Genomic DNA, 19,125 nt, shown 5'->3' with positions numbered 1-19,125 from the left:
TTTTGCGGAAGTAGTTCAGTGGTAGAACACCACCTTGCCAAGGTGGGGGTCGCGGGTTCGAATCCCGTCTTCCGCTTGATCATCTATGCGCCCGTAGCTCAATTGGATAGAGCGTTTGACTACGGATCAAAAGGTTAGGGGTTCGACTCCTCTCGGGCGCGCCATTATATAACGGGAAGTAGCTCAGCTTGGTAGAGCACATGGTTTGGGACCATGGGGTCGCAGGTTCGAATCCTGTCTTCCCGACCATTATTTGGGGCCTTAGCTCAGCTGGGAGAGCGCCTGCTTTGCACGCAGGAGGTCAGCGGTTCGATCCCGCTAGGCTCCACTTTGTTATCTTTAATATTCACCATGGCGGTGTAGCTCAGCTGGCTAGAGCGTACGGTTCATACCCGTGAGGTCGGGGGTTCGATTCCCTCCGCCGCTATTAAAGGACCTTTAGCTCAGTTGGTTAGAGCAGACGGCTCATAACCGTCCGGTCGTAGGTTCGAGTCCTACAAGGTCCACCATTGTTACGGAGGAATACCCAAGTCTGGCTGAAGGGATCGGTCTTGAAAACCGACAGGGGTGTCAAAGCCCGCGGGGGTTCGAATCCCTCTTCCTCCGCCATATATCTTTCATTATTTTGATCATCGCGGGGTGGAGCAGTTCGGTAGCTCGTCGGGCTCATAACCCGAAGGTCGCAGGTTCAAATCCTGCCCCCGCAACCAATTTACTCATTAAATGAGAAGTCCCCGAAAGGTGCAATCAAAATGGTCCGGTAGTTCAGTTGGTTAGAATGCCTGCCTGTCACGCAGGAGGTCGCGGGTTCGAGTCCCGTCCGGACCGCCATTTTAAATAAAGGCTCGGTAGCTCAGTTGGTAGAGCAACGGACTGAAAATCCGTGTGTCGGCGGTTCGATTCCGTCCCGAGCCACCATTTTACAATTTTATATATTGCGGCGGTTGTGGCGAAGTGGTTAACGCACCAGATTGTGGCTCTGGCATTCGTGGGTTCGATTCCCATCAACCGCCCCATGCGAAATGCGGGTGTAGTTTAGTGGTAAAACCTCAGCCTTCCAAGCTGATGTCGTGGGTTCGATTCCCATCACCCGCTCCATTTGCATATCATGGGCCTGTAGTTCAGCTGGTTAGAGCGCACGCCTGATAAGCGTGAGGTCGATGGTTCGAGTCCATTCAGGCCCACCATGATATTCCGCAGTAGCTCAGTGGTAGAGCTATCGGCTGTTAACCGATCGGTCGCAGGTTCGAATCCTGCCTGCGGAGCCATGGAGAAGTACTCAAGTGGCTGAAGAGGCGCCCCTGCTAAGGGTGTAGGTCGCGTAAGCGGCGCGAGGGTTCAAATCCCTCCTTCTCCGCCATTTTTTCAATAAGGCCCGTTGGTCAAGTGGTTAAGACACCGCCCTTTCACGGCGGTAACACGGGTTCGAATCCCGTACGGGTCATCATGTTAAACTCTGCATCATTATGATGCGGAGTTTTTTTATGCCTGTATGACTTCAGTCAATGTTCAAAAAGGATATTGTTGAACTTTGTCAATAAAAAGAAGCGCTTTCACGTAAGGGATCAAGCCATATTATGCGAATAAAAGAGTAATCTTTAAATATAGTGGCAGAAAGGATGAAATCAATGGCTGATGTGAGTGCCTCGGATATTAAAGTGCATCTCTTTCATGAAGGTCGGCTTTATGAATGCTACAGATTTTTCGGCGCTCATCAGATGGAACAGGACGGCCGCCAAGGTTTTCGGTTCTGTGTTTGGGCCCCGAATGCGAAGGAAGTTCGAATCGCCGGAACGTTTAACGGCTGGTCCGGTGCCCTGCATCAAATGGAGAAGCGTCATCAGGAAGGCATATGGGAACTGTTTATCCCCGGCATCGGAGAAGGGGAGCTGTATAAATATGAAATGATCACAGCCGCAAATGAAACAAAATTGAAGGCCGATCCTTATGCTTTTTTTTCTGAAGTCAGGCCGAAAACGGCATCGATCACTTATCAATTGGCCGGATACCCATGGGGCGACCGAAAGTGGCAAAAGAAAAAGCAGCAAAAAGCTGTGTATGAAAAACCGATTTCCATCTACGAGCTTCATGTCGGTTCATGGAAAAAGAAAGCGGATGGGCGTTTTTTCACATACCGGGAACTGAGCGAAACAGTCATTCCTTACGTCAAAGAACACGGATTCACACATATCGAGCTGATGCCGTTGACAGAGCACCCGTTTGACCGTTCATGGGGCTATCAGACAACGGGGTACTACAGTCCGACGAGCAGATATGGCGAACCGCGTGACTTGATGTATTTTATCGACCAGTGCCATCAGCATGAGATCGGCGTCATTATGGATTGGGTTCCCGGCCATTTCTGCAAAGATGACCACGGCTTGTATTTGTTTGACGGTATGCCGCTGTATGAATATACACACGAGCATGACAGGGAAAATTGGGAATGGGGGACCGCCAATTTTGACCTCGGAAAACGAGAAGTTCGCAGTTTTTTAATCTCGAATGCGTTGTATTGGATCGAGATGTATCATATAGATGGATTTCGAGTCGATGCAGTTGCAAACCTCCTGTATTGGCCAAACCGTCCTCAGCCTGAAGCGAACGGCTTTGCCGTCGAATTTATTCAAACTTTAAATGAACAGGTTTTTGCAAAAGATCCCCACTTTTTAATGATTGCTGAGGACTCCACAGACTGGCCGCTTGTGACGCATCCGACCTATGCAGGCGGTCTCGGGTTTAATTATAAGTGGAATATGGGTTGGATGAACGATGTATTAACCTATATGGAAGCTTCCCCAGAACAAAGAAAACACCTGCATCATCTTGTTTCATTCTCCTTAATATATGCCTACTCAGAAAACTACATCCTGCCGTTCTCCCACGATGAAGTGGTATACGGCAAAAAGTCTCTGCTTCATAAGATGCCCGGCGATTACTGGCAGAAATTCGCCCAGTACCGCCTGCTGATCAGTTATTTTACGCTGCACCCGGGAAAAAAACTTCTCTTTATGGGCGGTGAGTTTGCTCAATTTGATGAATGGAAAGACGAAGAAGAGCTCGATTGGTTCTTGGACGATTTTGACATGCACCGCAAGGCCCGGATGTTTACAAAGGAGGCTCTTCACCTCTACAAAAAAAGCCGTATTCTGTATGAAAATGATCATCGGCAGCAAGGATTCGAGTGGATTGACGTCAACAATGCGGAACAGTCGATTGTATCGTTTATCCGCTATGGAAAACAGCCCGGTGAAGCGCTGATTATCGTCTGCAATTTTACGCCTTCCGTTTATCACGAATATCGGGTCGGCGTCCCTTTTCAAACCGAATATATCGAAGTGCTTAACAGCGATGATGCAAAATACGGAGGTTCACACCAAATCAACCCAAAACGCCTTCAGGCAAGAAAAGGCGTTCTGCACGGCAAACCATACAGCATCAGCATGACAGTCCCTCCGCTGGGAGCTGCGGTTTTCAGAGCAGTCAAAAAGAGAGGAGCGAAAAAGGGATGAAAGAACAATGTGTGGCTATGCTTTTGGCTGGCGGCAAGGGAAGCAGGCTGAATGCCTTAACGAAAAACCTCGCAAAACCGGCCGTTCCATTTGGCGGCAAGTACAGAATCATTGATTTTGCCCTCAGCAACTGCGCCAACTCGGGAATTCATCATGTCGGTGTGCTGACTCAATACCAACCGCTTTTATTAAACTCATATATCGGCATCGGCGAGCCATGGGATCTTGACCGCAATGACGGCGGGGTCTCCATTTTGTCCCCTTATGCGGAAGCGTCGGAAGTGAAGTGGTACAAAGGAACGGCAAGCGCGATTTATGAAAACCGCCATTTTTTAAAAGAGCTTCAGCCTGAACATGTACTCATCCTATCAGGAGATCATATCTACAAAATGGATTACGGAAAAATGCTCGAATACCACGCGGAGAAACAGGCTGATGCCACCATTGCCGTCATCGAAGTGAGCTGGGCAGAAGCCGGCCGTTTCGGTATCCTTCATACCAATGACAAGATGGAGATTACAAGCTTCGAGGAAAAGCCGAAATATCCGAAGAGCAACTTGGCATCGATGGGTGTCTACGTTTTCAAATGGAGCGTGCTTGAAAAGGCGTTGGAACGCGATGAAAAAAAATCCGGCTCAAGCCACGATTTCGGTAAAGATATCATACCGGCTCTTCTCGAAGAAAAAAAGAAGCTGAACGCTTATCCGTTTAAAGGGTACTGGAAGGATGTCGGTACGGTCAGAAGTTTATGGGAAGCTAATATGGATCTGCTTGGAGATCATCCTCTGCTTGACCTGTTCGAACGGAACTGGCGGATTTATTCCGTCGCCCCGAACCTACCGCCGCAGTTTGTTGCCGAGCAGGCGGACATCAAAGAATCGCTCATCAGCGAAGGGTGCGCCGTATATGGGGCTGTCACCCGTTCGGTTATCTTTCAGCGCGTTGCAATCGGCAGACATTCCGCGATCAAACGTTCAGTCGTGATGCATGACGTTTCAATTGGAGAGCATGTTGAGATCGAAAATGCTATTGCATCGGCAGGAATACGAATTCCGGACGGTTTTCGCGCGAAGGGGGAAGATGGCGAAGTCCTGCTGATCACAGAGGAATATGTCAAAAAACATAAGGTTGTTTAAACAACACGGAGAGGCGGATGGTGCCAATGAATAATCAAATGCTGGGAATTATTGATGCAGCTGTTAACCAGCACTCTCTTCAGGATTTAACGGCCGGCCGTTCGATCGGAGCCGTGCCGTTTGCAGGAAGGTACCGGCTGATCGATTTTGCGTTGTCAGGCATGGTTCATGCAGGCATTCGGAGTGTCGCTGTATTTTCCAAGTCTCCGTATCGTTCCTTGATGGATCATTTAGGATCGGGAAAAGAGTGGGATTTAAACAGGAAAAGGGACGGTCTTTTCTTTCTTCCGTCTTCGATTCCCCATGATGAGCACGTCGGGCTTGGTTCGTTTCGGCAATTTGCGGAGCATCTCGATTATTTTCAAAGAAGCACTCAGCCATATGCTGCTGTGGCAAACAGCTATACGGTCTGTCACATACCTTTTCAAGAAGTGCTCAAACAGCACCTTGAATCCGGGTGTGATCTGACTGAAGTTTGTCAAGAAGGAAAGCCTTTAGGCTTGTATATTACGAAGAAAAGTCTGTTGAGGGAGATGGCTGAAGGGCATTGCGCCGGAGGAGCGCAATCTTTTGAGGAAGTCTGCCGGAAAGAGCGTGGTTCGCTATCCGTCAACAGCTATGAGCATTCAGGGTATACCGCCGTGATCGACTCTCCCGAAAGCTACCTTTTTCATAGTTTGAACCTCATCCAGCCTGTGTTTCGGGAGCAAGTCTTTCATATGAGCCAGCCTGTCTACACAAAAATAAAAAACGATCCACCTGTAAAATACGCTAAAAACAGCAGGGTAAAGCAATCGATTATCGCTAACGGCTGCGTAATTGAAGGCGAGGTTGAAAATTCGGTTTTGTTCAGAGGAGTTCACGTAGGAAAAGGAACGATCATCAAAAACAGCGTTATTATGCAAAAAACAAGGATCGGGGAAAACTGCCGGCTGGAGCACGTCATCTGCGACAAGGATGTCAAAATCGGCCATCATATCGAAATGTCCGGCACAATGAGTCTCCCTTTCATAATAAAAAAAGGAGCCGTACAAGGAGCGCTGATGAACTCTTGAAAGTCTTATTCGCTGTCTCTGAATGTGTGCCGTTTGTTAAATCAGGCGGGCTCGCCGATGTCGCCGGGGCGCTCCCGAAAGAGCTCGCCCTTTTAGGAATAGAAACGGCTGTCATGATGCCGAAATACAGCTTGATTGCGGAAGATTTCAGAAGAAGGATGGTTAAAACGGCTGAATGCGAAGTTCGCGTCGGTTGGCGCAGGCAGTTCTGCGGCATTGAACACCTTGAACATGACGGAATTTCTTATTATTTTCTAGATCATGAGTATTATTTTAACCGGGATTCCCTCTACGGCCATTATGATGATGGAGAGCGGTTTGCTTTTTTCTCGCGGGCCGTTTTGGAAGCATTATACGCGCTGAATTTTGATGCTGATGTCATCCATACCCATGATTGGCACGCAGGGATGATCAATTATGTATTAAAAGAGGAATATCGAAAAAAACCGTTCTATCAGCGCATGAAAAGCGTATTCACCATTCATAACCTTCAATTTCAGGGAATTTTTCCGAAGGAAGCGGTCCATGACTTGCTCGGCCTTGACATTTCCCACTTCACAACGGAAAAGCTCGAGTTTTATGGACACATCAATTATATGAAAGGCGGCATTATTGCCGCTGATCAGGTGACAACGGTCAGTCCGACGTACTGCGATGAAATGTTGACTCCATACTACGGCGAACGGCTTGAAGGAGTTCTGGCAGACAAGAAGGATGTGCTGACCGGCATTTTAAACGGGATTGACGATGTGCTGTACGACCCTTTAAATGACCCTCACATCGATTATCATTACGATGCCGTCAACCGTGACGGAAAACGGAAAAATAAAGCTGTGATCCAGAAGACATTCGGTCTGCCGGTGAATGAAGACATTCCGCTCATCAGCATGGTGACAAGGCTGACGAAGCAAAAAGGCATCGATTTGATCAAGCGGGTATTGCATGAACTGTTTCAAGAAGAAGACATGCAGCTGCTCGTTTTAGGAACCGGGGAAGCGGAATACGAAAATTATTTCCGTTATATGGAGCATGCTTTTCCGGACAGGTGCAAGGCGTATATCGGTTTTAATGAACCGCTCAGCCGCAAGATTTATGCCGCGAGCGATCTTTTCCTGATGCCTTCAAAATTCGAGCCGTGCGGTCTTGGACAGCTGATTGCCCTCAGGTACGGCGCGGTGCCGGTTGTCAGGGAACAGGCGGGCTTCATGATACGGTGACCGCTTACCGGGAAACAACCGGTGAAGGCAACGGTTTTACGTTCGCCCATTTTAACGCCCATGATATGAAGCATACGATCAAAAGAGCACTGTCATTTTATCACAGGAAAGAAGAGTGGGGCAGGATCGTTCAAAAAGCGATGACACATGATGTCAGCTGGGCTTTGTCAGCCCGTCAGTATCAGCGGTTATACAGCCGGGAGATAAAGGGGGAAGCGCATGTTCTCAAGTAAAGAAAGCTTTAAACAATGCTTTTTGAAACGTGTTGAACGGTTGTGCGGAAAAAGCTTTCGGGACTCTTCAACGCTTGACCAGTATCAGACGCTCGGCATCATGGTCAGGGAACATATCAGCGCTAACTGGATCGGGACCAATGAAAGGAGCCGCTCCAACCAAAATAAACAGACGTATTATTTATCGATTGAATTTCTTCTGGGCAGACTGCTCGGCCAAAACCTGCTCAACCTCGGCGTCCGTGAAGTTGTCCAAGAAGGTCTTTCAGAGCTTGGCATTTGTCTTGAAGACATCGAAGAGGCCGAAATGGATGCAGGCCTTGGCAATGGCGGATTAGGCAGGCTCGCGGCGTGTTTTTTGGATTCACTGGCTTCGCTCGACCTTCCCGGGCATGGGATGGGGATTCGCTACAAGCATGGCTTTTTCGAACAAAAAATCGTTGACGGTCATCAAGTCGAACTGCCTGAACAATGGCTCAAACATGGGTACGTGTGGGAAATCCGCAACGCCGATCAGGCTGTTTGTGTTCGTTTCGGCGGACGGGTCAAGATGGCGCAGGAAGGAGGGCGCCTCCGCTTTTGGCAGGAAGATGCGGAAGTGATGACAGCCGTGCCTTACGACATTCCGATCATCGGCTATGAGACCGAGACGGTCAATACCCTTCGGCTGTGGAATGCGGAGCCTTGCTCGCTCCATCATGAACCGAATATTTTGAAGTATAAGCGCGAGACAGAAGCTGTATCTGAATGCCTGTATCCGGATGACACGCATGACGAAGGCAAGATTCTCCGTTTGAAACAGCAATATTTTTTAGTATCGGCAAGCCTGCAAAGCATTGTGAAACGTTATAAATCACCCGTCACTCCATGATTTTCACCAAAAAGTCGCGATCCATATCAATGACACCCATCCCGCTTTGGCGGTGCCGGAATTGATGAGAATTTTGCTTGACGAAGAAAAAATGACGTGGGATGAAGCGTGGCATGTTACCGTACATACGATCTCATATACGAATCATACGACGCTTGCCGAAGCGCTGGAAAAATGGAGGATCGATTTAATTAAACCGCTTCTGCCGAGAATTTATATGATCATTGAGGAGATCAATGAGCGGTTTTGCGGCTGGCTGTGGGAAAAATACCCGGGTGAATGGGAAAGGATCGAAAAGCTTGCCGTCATCGCCCACGGCGAAGTGAAAATGGCCCACTTGGCGATTGTCGGCAGCTACAGTGTTAACGGTGTCGCCAACATTCATTCGACCATATTAAAAGAGAGGGAAATGAACGACTTTTATTCCGTTTTCCCTTTTAAATTCAATAATAAAACGAACGGCATCTCACATAGAAGGTGGCTGTTAAAGGCAAATCCGCCGCTTGCGAACTTGATTACTGAAGCGATAGGAGACAGGTGGCTGAAAGATCCGGAAAGCCTTCTGGATCTTCGTCCATTTGCGAACGATTCCGTGTTTCTCGAGTCGTTTCAGCGCATTAAAAGGGAACGAAAGCAGCTTTTGGCAGACATGATGAAAGGCAGCGTCGGCTTCGCCGTCAACCCTGACAGCATCTTCGATGTTCAAGTCAAGCGTCTCCACGCTTATAAGCGCCAGCTTTTAAATGTGCTCCATATCATGTATTTGTACAACAGGCTGAAGGAAGACAAAGGCTTTGCCATTTATCCGCAAACCTTTATTTTCGGAGCGAAGGCATCGCCGACTTATCATTATGCCAAAAAGGTCATCAAGCTGATCCATTCAGTCGCAGATAAAATCAATCATGATCCGGATGTCAGACATTCGATCAATGTGATCTTTCTGGAAAATTACCGGGTATCAACCGCCGAGCGTATTTTTCCGGCGTCAGATGTCAGCGAGCAAATATCTGCGGCCAGCAAAGAAGCCTCCGGAACAGGGAACATGAAGTTCATGATTAATGGGGCTTTGACGATCGGCACGCATGACGGCGCCAATATTGAAATGCTTGAGAGGGTGGGGACAGAGTGTATCTACACGTTCGGTTTAAAGGCGGATGAAGTGCTGGACTACGCGGAAAAAGGCGGCTATCTGTCAAGGGAATACTATCAGCATGATGCAAGGATCAGACAAACGGCCGATCAGCTGATCAATGGTTTTTTCGAAGGAGAAGCCGGCGAATTTGAGCCGATTTATGACTCGCTGATCGCTTATAATGATGAATACTTTGTTTTAAAAGATTTTGCTTCTTATATTGTAGCGCAGGAGCGGATTCAAAAAGACTACTTGAATAAGCGTCTTTGGGCTGAAAAAGCCGTCACAAACATCGCGCATGCCGGATATTTTTCAAGCGACCGCACCATCCGGGAGTATGCGGACGACATTTGGGAAATTAAGCCGTACCAGCATTGAATTTAAAAACACTAAGCCCCGCTGGTCAGGGGCTTAGTCGTCGTCTTCAGTATAAGGATCCTTTTCATAAGCCGGGAGATCGCCGAAAGAGGTCATGATGCCTTCTTCATCAAGCAGGTCTTCATATTTTTCGTGTTCTTTCGTCGGATAGACGGTAACATCTTTTCCGGTAATGTCTGTTGCGGCATAGTTTTCGTAATCTTCCACATATCCGAGCGGCTCTTCATACTCCATGTACATCTGGCTGTATGACAGAGGCGGAACGGCCAGATCTTGAGGCGTTTCCGAATTGCCGTAGCGTTCGACATCCTGGTAAGCGTCCTCTGAATCGTATGCGACATTTTCATCGTCCTCGTCTTGTTCAAAATGTCCAAACGGCGGGTTCAGCACTTCTTCCTCAATCGGCCGATCTTTTGAAACGGAGACGGTTGACGAATGTTCACTGCACGTCGTTGCGGTTGGAAGTACGGACAGCCTTTCATACGGGATGTCCTTTCCGCATACTTCACAGCGGCCGTATGTTCCTTTTTCGATCATGGCTAAAGCATGTTCGATATCGTGTAAATGCTCTCTTTCATGTTCAAAAAGGGCAAGGTCTTTTTCGCGTTCGTACAGTTCTGTACCTTCATCTCCTGGATGATTGTCATAAGCCGAAAGATCGCCCGTCGAGTTGAACGGGTGCGTCGCATCGATGCCAAAATGTCCGTTTTCTTTAAAGCGGCTGATGATCTGTTCTTTTCCGGCTTTCAGTTCATTTTCGAGTTTTGTCAACTGTTCTTTTGTTAGCACATGCATCGCCTCGTTTCTTTAAAGTGCTCGCGTTTTTAGTATGAACGAATTCAAACAGAACTTTCATTGTAAATAAAAGCAAAAAAAAGAGCCGTATAGGCTCTTTTTTTAAAAAACGTACTGAATAAGCAGGGCGATGGCGAGCAGAAGGCCGAAAAAGGTGTTCGTCTGCGCAGTCGATTTCATGGCGACCATCAGTTCTGCCGGCTTTTCTTTTGCCTTGAACTCCTGGATGGCTTTAATCGGTTTAGGCAGGCTTAAAAGAACGAGGCAGCTCCACAGAGAAACGATCTCAAAGCCGATGTATATACCGATCAATATATAGGAAACAGCAAAAACCCAGCTTAAAATCTGCACGGCGTTTTTTCTTCCGGCCAAAATCGGAAGCGTCTTCCTTCCGTTTTCTTTATCTCCGACCAAATCGCGGATATTGTTGGAAAGATTGATGCCTCCGACTAAAATCGTAATCGGAAGGGAGATCAGAAAGACGTTCCAAGTCAGCCCGCCGGTTTGAATATAGTATGAAATCAGGATGATGACCATTCCCATAAAAACGCCTGACATAATTTCACCAAACGGCGTATAGGAGATCGGAAACGGCCCGCCCGTATAAAGATAGCCGACGGCCATGCAAACCAATCCGATCAGCGCAAGCCACCAGCTTGAAGAAGCGCAGATGTACACGCCGAGTAAAACGGCTGCTCCAAACAGTCCGTATGCCAGGTATAAAACCGTCTTCGGTTTCATTCCATAGCGGACGATAGCGCCTCCGATGCCGACCGAGTTTTCATTATCAAGTCCTCTTACAAAATCAAAATACTCATTGAATAAGTTCGTTCCGATTTGAATCAATATTGATGCGGCCAGCATAGCTAAAAACAGCCAGATGTCAATTTTCCCCGATTCAAGGGACATCACGGTCCCGAGCGTTACAGGGACAAAGGCGGCTGTCAGTGTATGGGGTCTTGTTAACATCCACCATACGCGCCATTTTTCCGGCTTTATTTCAGAAACACTCCCTGAAAGTGATTGATGCTGCATAAAGTATGACTCCTTTAGTTTTAATACGTACACGTCCATACTAAGTTTAGAAAAAGTTAAAAAAGGTGTCAATATAATGGGTGATATTGTTAGAAAAAAAGCGGCCGTCCTGCAATTCGAAAATAATAAATGACCTTGTCTTTTTCAATCGGCCGATTACGTTTATAATAGGTGGTGGCAGTTGTTAATAAAGTGTCGTTTTGTTGACACATACCGTTCACAGGTGTATGGTTATAAAAGCATTTTACGGATTTTGGAGGAATGTATCATGGTGACAACAGTGCAGCGCACTTTCCTCAAGGAAGCGCCTGAAGCATTAAACATCGTCAAAAAAGTCAACCATGCTGTTTTAATAAGCTATTCCAGAAAAATTGAGAGCATAGATGCTCTTTCCTTTTTCATAAACGGGAAAGAACAATTTGCCGGGGAACGGTTCTTCTGGTCTGATCCGGACGGCGGGCTGACGCTTGTCGGGCTGGGAAAGGAAATATCGGTTTCCACAGATCTGAAGGATGCCGGACGTTATCAGGCTGTACATGAAAAATGGGAGCGCTTAAAAGAGAAAACCTATCACTTTCATGAAGATCAAAGCAGAGGTCAGGCAGCGGTGGGGCCATTGCTGTTTGGCGGTTTTTCATTTGATCCGCTGGAAGATCGCAAGCAGCATTGGAACGGCTACCAGGAAGGCGCTTTTTTTATTCCCGCCGCTATGCTGACACAGGACGGAGAGGAAACATTCATAACGGTCAATAGATGGAAGACTCCTGAAGAAGACGTGCGCAAAGTACTTGAAGAAATAAAGGGCGCTGCTTCACAGCTGACCAAGGCGGACGATTCCCGTTATCCGGAAAAAGGTCATACGCAATATACCGCCAAGGAAGAGCTTGATGTTCCTGAATGGCTTGAAGCGGTCCGGCGGGCGACAGACGACATTAAAAACGGGAAGTACGATAAAGTCGTGCTCGCCAGAGAGATCCTTTTAACGTTCGATCAGCCTGTCGAACTTCACAGAGTATTATTCAATCTGATGTCTGAACAAAAAACGAGCTATATATTCGCCATTGAAGAAAACGGCAAAAGTTTTGTGGGCGCGTCTCCGGAACGTCTTGTCAAAAAAGACGGAGAGAACGTTCTGTCGACCTGCCTCGCCGGTTCAATCAAGAGAGGCGAAAGTGAGCAGGAAGACCGGATGCTCGGTCTTGAGCTGTTAAACGATGAAAAAAATCTAATCGAACATGACATTGTCGTCAATATGATTCATCAGGCGCTTTTGTCAAATTGCAGCAATATCAAAAAGCCGGCCAAGCCGGGACTTTACAAAACAAAAAATGTGCAGCATTTGTATACGCCGATTGTCGGCAAAATGAATGCGGAGTCCTCGATTTTTGATTTAATCGAGAAGCTTCACCCAACTCCTGCGCTCGGAGGAGCACCACAGCAAAAAGCGATTGAGGTTATCAGGGAGTTGGAACCGATGTCAAGGGGCTGGTATGCGGCACCGGCGGGCTGGATCGACATGTCCGGCAATGGGGAATTCGCGGTGGCGATCAGGTCGGGACTTATCGATTCAAATGCGGCCAGAATTTTCGCCGGCTGCGGGGTTGTGGCTGATTCCGATCCTCTTATGGAATACGAAGAAACACAAATTAAGATGAAGCCGATGCTGTCTGCTCTTGGAGGCGATATCCGTTGACTGAAAATCCGATTACAAAATATATAGGGAATTTTATTGATGAGCTTTCCCTTGCAGGCGTGACAGAAGCGGTCATCTGCCCGGGATCAAGATCGACGCCCCTTGCGATTTTGGCCGCGAGTCATCCGGACATCAATGTTCATATCCATGTGGATGAAAGATCCGCTGCTTTTTTTGCAATGGGCATGGCAAAGGCAATGCGGAAGCCAGTCGCATTGATCTGTACATCCGGGACGGCTGCAGCGAATTTCTACCCGGCTGTGATCGAGGCTCATTATTCTAGAATACCGCTTATGATCTTAACGGCTGATCGGCCGCATGAACTGAGAGAAGTAGGAGCACCTCAGGCGATTGATCAGCAATTCTTATTCGGAAACTTTGTTAAGTTTTTCACAGACTCGGCTTTGCCTGACAGTCATCCTGACATGCTGGCGTACATCCGGTCTTTGGCAGCACGTGCAGCCGGAGAAGCCAAAAAAGCGCCGCGCGGGCCCGTGCATATCAACTTTCCGCTGAGAGAGCCGCTCATGCCGAACCTTGAGGATGAACCTTTTCAAAGGCTGAGAAGCGGCAGTCATGTGACGGTTGAAAGCGGCCGCTTCCGTGCTGATCGGCATGAGCTTGTAGTGCTGAGTGCTCTGATTAAAGAGACCGAAAAAGGCGTAATCGTCTGCGGAGAGCTGCAAGATGATGATGCAAAAGAACATATTGTAGCTCTTTCACAGGCAGCAGAATACCCAATTTTGGCTGACCCGCTCTCAAACTTGAGAAACGGCACCCATTCAAAAGAAACCATTATCGATGCATACGACTCATTATTGAAAGAAGAACAGCTGAAACGCGAGCTCATGCCTGAGCTTGTCATCCGCTTCGGTGCGATGCCGGTTTCCAAGCCGCTTTTTCAGCTGCTGAAGCAAAATCCGAGCATTAGGCAAATCGTCGTTGATCCAGATGGAGGATGGCGCGATCCGACTCAGCTCAGCGCACATATGCTGCATTGCACGGAAGAGGAGATTGCTGTTCTTGCGGATTCCGCTGTCAATTCAGAAAATAGGACAGGCAACTGGCTTGAGAAGTGGCGGTTTGCCAACAGCCGCTTCCGCGCTCTTTTAAGAAATCTTGAAGCTGAGGATCTTACCTTTGAAGGAAATATCTACCGGAACCTTCAGCATTTGATTCCGGACAACAGCTCCGTGTTTGTCGGAAACAGCATGCCGATCCGCGATGCGGACACATTTTTTGAAAATCAGGAACGGACCTTCCGGATTTTTGCCAATAGAGGGGCGAACGGGATAGACGGTGTTGTCTCAACGGCGCTGGGCATATATGCCGCAACGAAAGAACCGGTAACCCTTGTCATCGGCGATCTGTCATTTTATCACGACTTAAACGGCCTCCTCGTCAGCAAAACGCTCGATATTCCGCTGACTGTCGTTCTCGTCAACAATGATGGCGGCGGCATTTTCTCATTTCTTCCCCAATCTGCTGAAGAAAGGTACTTCGAGCTCTTGTTCGGAACGCCGACGGGTCTCGAATTCGAGCATGCTGCCAAGCTGTATGGGGGACGCTATATATGCCCTGAATCATCCGCACATTTTGCCGATGCGTATTTATCCTCCGTCAACCGCCGCGGCTTGGATATCATTGAGGTGAAAACGAAGCGCGATGATCGTGTGGAGCAGCATCGCCGGATGCTTGATTCCGCGCTGCATGAAATAAGAAAAGAGTGGCCGTTTTGAAATTGACACTGAAAGACGGCGTTTCCTATAAAATTGAAGACAATGGCCTGTCTGCAGAAAAAACGGCGGTGTTTTTGCATGGCTTTACAGGAAGCGCGGCCACATGGGACGGGATAGACGGCTATTTTCAGGGGATGCGTCTGATCAAGCTGAATCTGCTCGGACACGGCGGAACCGACTCGCCATCGGACAGCCGGCGCTACACAACAGAGAAGCAGGCAGCGGATCTCATCGAAATTTTTGATCGTTTAAATGTAAAACAGGCTTACCTCATCGGTTATTCAATGGGCGGCCGGCTTGCCTTATCCTTGGCGATGATTCACCCCGAGCGTGTGTCCGGTCTTGTGCTGGAGAGCAGTTCTCCGGGGCTTGATTCGCCTGAAGAAAGAAAAGCGCGCAGGGAGCAGGACAGCCGGCTCAGCAGGCGGATACTTGAAGAAGGAATCAAGTCTTTCGTAGATTATTGGGAAGGCATTCCGCTGTTTGCATCCCAGCTTTCAATGGACCCTTCAAAAAGAAAAAAAGTGCGCGAAGAACGTCTGAACAACAATCCGATCGGCCTTCGAGGCAGCTTAATCGGAATGGGGACCGGATCACAGCCGTCTTGGTGGAACAAACTGAGCGGGATCAATTATCCGGTGCTTCTCATCGCGGGAAGCCTGGATCAGAAATTTGTCGCCATCAATGAAAGCATGGCAAAGCGGATTCCAGCCGCCCGCCTCGAGATTGTTGAACATACCGGTCATGCGGTTCATGTGGAAGAGCCCGATTTTTTTGGTAGAATAGTAAGTGAGTTTATTTTAAAGTAGGAGGTACACATCAATGACTGTAGAATGGAAAAGCGAACGTCAATACGAAGATGTATTATATGAAACATATAACGGCATCGCCAAAATCACGATCAATCGCCCTGAGGTACATAACGCATTTCGTCCAAAAACGGTTTCAGAACTGATCGATGCGTTTGCATATGCGCGGGATGATGCCAATATCGGTGTCATTATCCTTGCAGGTGCCGGGGATAAAGCGTTCTGTTCAGGAGGAGACCAGAAAGTAAGGGGACACGGAGGCTATGTCGGTGAAGACGAGATTCCGCGTTTGAATGTGCTTGATCTTCAGCGGCTGATCCGCGTCATTCCGAAGCCTGTTGTAGCGATGGTGTCAGGCTATGCGATCGGCGGCGGCCATGTGCTCCACGTCGTATGCGATTTGACGATTGCTGCGGACAACGCGATTTTCGGACAAACAGGGCCGAAAGTCGGCAGCTTTGATGCGGGCTACGGATCAGGCTATCTGGCGCGTATCGTCGGACATAAAAAAGCGCGCGAAATCTGGTACCTGTGCCGTCAGTACAACGCTCAGGAAGCAAAAGAAATGGGCCTTGTCAATACGGTTGTACCGCTTGAAAAGCTTGAAGAAGAAACGATTAAATGGTGTGAAGAAATGCTTGAGAAAAGCCCGACAGCACTCAGATTCCTTAAAGCGGCCTTTAACGCCGATACGGACGGGCTTGCCGGCATCCAGCAGTTTGCCGGAGATGCGACACTGCTTTATTACACAACAGATGAAGCGAAAGAAGGCCGCGATGCGTTTAAAGAAAAACGCCGTCCAGACTTCGGACAGTTCCCGCGTTTTCCTTAAAAATCGGAAGAGAGAAACAGCTTGGTGCGACTGAGCTGTTTCTTTTATCATTCAAGACATTTTTTGGAGATGATGATATGCTGATGGACCATCCGAATTGGCTTAAACAGCGAGCAGAACTGACACCTGACAGGATGGCTGTGATTCAGGGAGATCACAAGCTGACTTTTATTCAATTATTTCATGAAGCAAAAAAAACGGCCAGCCGGCTGAAGAGCTTTGGTCTGAAGAATGGGGATACAGCGGCTTTACTTCTCACAAACCGGATGGAGATGGTCATCGCCGTCCATGCCTGCTTTCTTCTCGGCGTTCGCATCGTTTTGCTGAATACGAAGCTGTCAATGGCCGAACGATCATATCAAATTGAACATTCTGAAGCAAAGCTATTGCTTACAGAGAAGCCTTTCATAGAAGAGCATAGAGGGGGACAGCCGGCTCGCGCTGTTGACATTGAAGACGTTCAAAACGCCGCTTGCCCGCCGGTTACAGAAATCGAAAGCATTCATTTGGACGATGCGGCAACAATCATGTATACGTCTGGAACGACCGGACGGCCGAAAGGGGTTATGCAGACATTTGCAAACCATTATTTCAGCGCGGTTTCATCCGCCTTGAATTTGGGGCTCCAAGAACACGACCGCTGGCTGATCGCCTTGCCGCTTTTCCATATCAGCGGCTTATCGGCGCTTTTTAAATCGGTCATTTACGGAATGACTGTCGTTTTGCATCAAAGGTTTGACGCGGAAGAAGTTCTTCGTTCGATCAAAGACCAGCAAGTAACGATTGCATCGGTCGTTCAGACGATGCTGTCGAGGCTTGCGGCAAAAGTCGACAGATGCCCCGGATCATTAAGGTGCCTGTTATTGGGCGGAGGGCCAGCACCGCTTTCTCTCCTTGAGGAATGCAAAAGAAAGCGGCTGCCCGTCGTACAGTCGTACGGAATGACTGAAACGTGCTCACAGATTGCGACCCTCGCCCCGGAATACTCGATTGAAAAGCTCGGTTCAGCCGGCAAACCGCTGTTTGCATCAAGCATCAAAATCGAAAAGAACGGAACGGAATGCCAACCCGGAGAACATGGTGAAATAACCGTAAAAGGGCCGACCGTTATGAAGGGCTACTTGAAAAATGAGGCGGCAAATAAAGACTCATTCAATGACGGCTGGTTTAAAACCGGTGATATCGGGTATTTTGACGATGACGGATTTTTATATGTGCTGGACAGGCGTTCAGACTTAATCATATCAGGAGGAGAAAACATCTATCCGGCTGAAGTCGAGGCCGTTCTTCTGTCACACCCCAATGTCGCGGAAGCGGGGGTGAAAGGAGTCGATGACAAAACTTGGGGAAAGGTTCCCCACGCCTATCTCGTCGCCGACAGCCCCGTTGATGAAGAGGAGCTGAGCGAATTTTGCAAAGAACGGCTTGCTTCATATAAAGTGCCTAAAGCATTTCATTTTGTCGATAGGCTGCCGAGAAATGCTTCAAATAAACTGATGAGACATAAATTGTAGAGGGAGAGCGCCATGATTCAAATCAAACAGCTGACATTGTACCATCTCAGCATGCGGCTGAAAAAGCCTTTTAAATCAAGCTTGGAAACCTTTCAGGATCGCAAGTTTATCATCGTTGAAGCTGCTGATCAAGAAGGTGTGACAGGCTGGGGGGAAGTATCCGCTTTTTCATCTCCGTGGTACACCGAAGAAACAACGGAGACATGCTACCACATGCTCAAAGATTTTTTGATTCCGGCTGTGCTGCGCGAATCATTCACACACCCTTCCGAAGTGCCCGAGGCGCTTCGCGGATTCAAAGGCAACCGAATGGCAAAGGCCGGCCTTGAAGCCGCCTTTTGGGACATTTACGCCAGGAAAAAAGGGATCTCTTTAAGAGAGGCGCTGGGCGGAGTAAAAACAGAAGTTCCTGCCGGAGTCGTCGTCGGTCTTGCCCCATTGGATGATATGCTTCAGGAAATTGAACAATATGTAAAAGAAGGATATCAAAGAATAAAAATCAAAATTCAGCCCGGGCAGGATATAGAGCTTTTAAAAGAAATACGCCGGCATTTTCCGAAGGTGCCGCTGATGGCAGATGCCAACTCTTCTTATGAATTAAAAGACATCAGCCGGATTAAAGAGCTTGACGCATTTAAATTAATGATGATCGAACAGCCGCTGGCTGATGATGATATCGTTGACCACCGCCATCTGCAAAAACATATCAAAACATCAATTTGTCTTGACGAAAGCATCCGTTCGGCTGCTGATGCGCGAAAGGCAATTGAGCTCGGCAGCTGCAAAATTATCAATATAAAGCCGTCCCGAGTCGGCGGTTTGACAGAAGCTCTGAAAATCCACGACATCTGCAAAGAACATCAAATGCCTGTCTGGTGCGGCGGCATGTTTGAAACCGGCATTTCAAGAGCCCATAATCTTGCACTGAGTTCTCTTCCGCAGTTTTTGATTCCCGGGGATCTTTCTTCATCCTCAAGGTATTGGGAAGAGGATATCGTAAAACCGGAAATCCGGATCGAGGGCGGCTATATTCAGGTTCCAACCTTACCGGGAATGGGATTTGAAGTCGATACTCATATTTTAAGAAAGAATTCATCTAAAATAGACGTTTTTAAGCAGTAAAGGCTGTTTTAAACGCCGATTTCCAGATTTTCAAGCTTTGTTAAATAGGCGG

At 48.0% G+C, this 19,125-nt stretch carries 11 protein-coding genes, 16 tRNA genes and 2 pseudogenes; 27 read left to right on the top strand and 2 right to left on the bottom strand.

All coding sequences use genetic code 11. The annotated features are described in order from the left end of the window. Window positions 1-4: 4 nt before the first annotated feature. The 21 genes and pseudogenes from H7F26_RS00755 (at window position 5) to H7F26_RS00655 (ending at window position 9,534) form a co-directional block, all read left to right on the top strand. Window positions 5-76, top strand: a tRNA-Gly gene (locus tag H7F26_RS00755). Between the two features lie 11 nt (window positions 77-87). Further along, window positions 88-164, top strand: a tRNA-Arg gene (locus tag H7F26_RS00750). 8 nt (window positions 165-172) lie between these two features. Beyond that, window positions 173-249: transfer RNA gene (locus tag H7F26_RS00745), tRNA-Pro, on the top strand. Window positions 250-255: 6 nt separating this feature from the next. Beyond that, window positions 256-328: transfer RNA gene (locus tag H7F26_RS00740), tRNA-Ala, on the top strand. A 25-nt stretch (window positions 329-353) separates the two neighbouring features. Next, window positions 354-427: transfer RNA gene (locus tag H7F26_RS00735), tRNA-Met, on the top strand. 5 nt (window positions 428-432) lie between these two features. Further along, window positions 433-509: transfer RNA gene (locus H7F26_RS00730), tRNA-Ile, on the top strand. Between the two features lie 7 nt (window positions 510-516). Further along, window positions 517-609 (top strand) — tRNA-Ser (locus H7F26_RS00725). A gap of 24 nt (window positions 610-633) precedes the next feature. Beyond that, a tRNA-Met gene (locus H7F26_RS00720) sits at window positions 634-710 on the top strand. 44 nt (window positions 711-754) lie between these two features. After that, window positions 755-831, top strand: a tRNA-Asp gene (locus tag H7F26_RS00715). Between the two features lie 11 nt (window positions 832-842). Further along, window positions 843-918: transfer RNA gene (locus H7F26_RS00710), tRNA-Phe, on the top strand. 22 nt (window positions 919-940) lie between these two features. Further along, window positions 941-1,016 (top strand) — tRNA-His (locus H7F26_RS00705). Between the two features lie 8 nt (window positions 1,017-1,024). After that, window positions 1,025-1,098, top strand: a tRNA-Gly gene (locus H7F26_RS00700). 12 nt (window positions 1,099-1,110) lie between these two features. After that, a tRNA-Ile gene (locus tag H7F26_RS00695) sits at window positions 1,111-1,187 on the top strand. Between the two features lie 6 nt (window positions 1,188-1,193). Beyond that, window positions 1,194-1,268 (top strand) — tRNA-Asn (locus H7F26_RS00690). A 1-nt stretch (window position 1,269) separates the two neighbouring features. Then, a tRNA-Ser gene (locus H7F26_RS00685) sits at window positions 1,270-1,360 on the top strand. A gap of 12 nt (window positions 1,361-1,372) precedes the next feature. Then, window positions 1,373-1,444, top strand: a tRNA-Glu gene (locus H7F26_RS00680). Between the two features lie 184 nt (window positions 1,445-1,628). Beyond that, the gene (gene glgB / locus H7F26_RS00675) at window positions 1,629-3,512 is read left to right on the top strand and encodes a 1,4-alpha-glucan branching enzyme (protein ID WP_017474686.1); all 1,884 of its coding nucleotides are present in this window, start codon (window positions 1,629-1,631) and stop codon (window positions 3,510-3,512) included. Next, on the top strand, window positions 3,509-4,648 hold the full coding sequence (locus H7F26_RS00670; protein WP_017474685.1) for a glucose-1-phosphate adenylyltransferase: 1,140 nt from the start codon (window positions 3,509-3,511) through the stop codon (window positions 4,646-4,648). The genes glgB and H7F26_RS00670 overlap by 4 nt, the downstream gene beginning before the upstream one ends. A gap of 26 nt (window positions 4,649-4,674) precedes the next feature. After that, window positions 4,675-5,703, top strand: coding sequence for a GlgC family sugar phosphate nucleotidyltransferase (locus H7F26_RS00665; protein ID WP_017474684.1), 1,029 nt, complete (start codon window positions 4,675-4,677; stop codon window positions 5,701-5,703). Continuing rightward, a pseudogene (glgA, locus tag H7F26_RS00660) lies at window positions 5,700-7,153 on the top strand (glycogen synthase GlgA). The gene H7F26_RS00665 and the pseudogene glgA overlap by 4 nt, the downstream one beginning before the upstream one ends. After that, window positions 7,140-9,534, top strand: a pseudogene (locus H7F26_RS00655) (glycogen/starch/alpha-glucan phosphorylase). The pseudogenes glgA and H7F26_RS00655 overlap by 14 nt, the downstream one beginning before the upstream one ends. A gap of 33 nt (window positions 9,535-9,567) precedes the next feature. Here the strand turns inward: H7F26_RS00655 and H7F26_RS00650 are convergent. Beyond that, on the bottom strand, window positions 9,568-10,323 hold the full coding sequence (locus tag H7F26_RS00650; RefSeq protein ID WP_009329433.1) for a TraR/DksA C4-type zinc finger protein: 756 nt from the start codon (window positions 10,321-10,323) through the stop codon (window positions 9,568-9,570). Between the two features lie 108 nt (window positions 10,324-10,431). Then, window positions 10,432-11,364: a 1,4-dihydroxy-2-naphthoate polyprenyltransferase gene (locus H7F26_RS00645; RefSeq protein ID WP_003184647.1), complete on the bottom strand. Its 933-nt coding sequence runs from the start codon at window positions 11,362-11,364 to the stop codon at window positions 10,432-10,434. Window positions 11,365-11,632: 268 nt separating this feature from the next. Here H7F26_RS00645 and H7F26_RS00640 point away from each other — a divergent pair, with 268 nt between their 5' ends. From H7F26_RS00640 to menC, 6 genes are all read left to right on the top strand, one after another. Continuing rightward, the gene (locus H7F26_RS00640; RefSeq protein ID WP_009329432.1) at window positions 11,633-13,057 is read left to right on the top strand and encodes an isochorismate synthase; all 1,425 of its coding nucleotides are present in this window, start codon (window positions 11,633-11,635) and stop codon (window positions 13,055-13,057) included. After that, on the top strand, window positions 13,054-14,796 hold the full coding sequence (menD, locus tag H7F26_RS00635; RefSeq protein ID WP_061566003.1) for a 2-succinyl-5-enolpyruvyl-6-hydroxy-3-cyclohexene-1-carboxylic-acid synthase: 1,743 nt from the start codon (window positions 13,054-13,056) through the stop codon (window positions 14,794-14,796). The genes H7F26_RS00640 and menD overlap by 4 nt, the downstream gene beginning before the upstream one ends. After that, window positions 14,784-15,605 (top strand): 2-succinyl-6-hydroxy-2,4-cyclohexadiene-1-carboxylate synthase, encoded by an 822-nt coding sequence (menH, locus tag H7F26_RS00630; protein ID WP_009329430.1) that lies wholly within the window; start codon window positions 14,784-14,786, stop codon window positions 15,603-15,605. The genes menD and menH overlap by 13 nt, the downstream gene beginning before the upstream one ends. A gap of 13 nt (window positions 15,606-15,618) precedes the next feature. Further along, the gene (gene menB, locus H7F26_RS00625) at window positions 15,619-16,437 is read left to right on the top strand and encodes a 1,4-dihydroxy-2-naphthoyl-CoA synthase (RefSeq protein WP_003184637.1); all 819 of its coding nucleotides are present in this window, start codon (window positions 15,619-15,621) and stop codon (window positions 16,435-16,437) included. Between the two features lie 77 nt (window positions 16,438-16,514). Continuing rightward, window positions 16,515-17,951 (top strand): o-succinylbenzoate--CoA ligase, encoded by a 1,437-nt coding sequence (locus H7F26_RS00620; protein WP_003184634.1) that lies wholly within the window; start codon window positions 16,515-16,517, stop codon window positions 17,949-17,951. A gap of 12 nt (window positions 17,952-17,963) precedes the next feature. Beyond that, the gene (gene menC / locus H7F26_RS00615) at window positions 17,964-19,073 is read left to right on the top strand and encodes an o-succinylbenzoate synthase (RefSeq protein WP_009329428.1); all 1,110 of its coding nucleotides are present in this window, start codon (window positions 17,964-17,966) and stop codon (window positions 19,071-19,073) included. Window positions 19,074-19,125 lie beyond the last annotated feature (52 nt).

This window comes from Bacillus sp. PAMC28748 (assembly GCF_014250415.1).
GTDB classification, from domain to species: domain Bacteria; phylum Bacillota; class Bacilli; order Bacillales; family Bacillaceae; genus Bacillus; species Bacillus licheniformis.
Note: the sequence above shows the minus strand (reverse complement) of the source record. Positions and strands in the feature narration are given on the sequence as shown.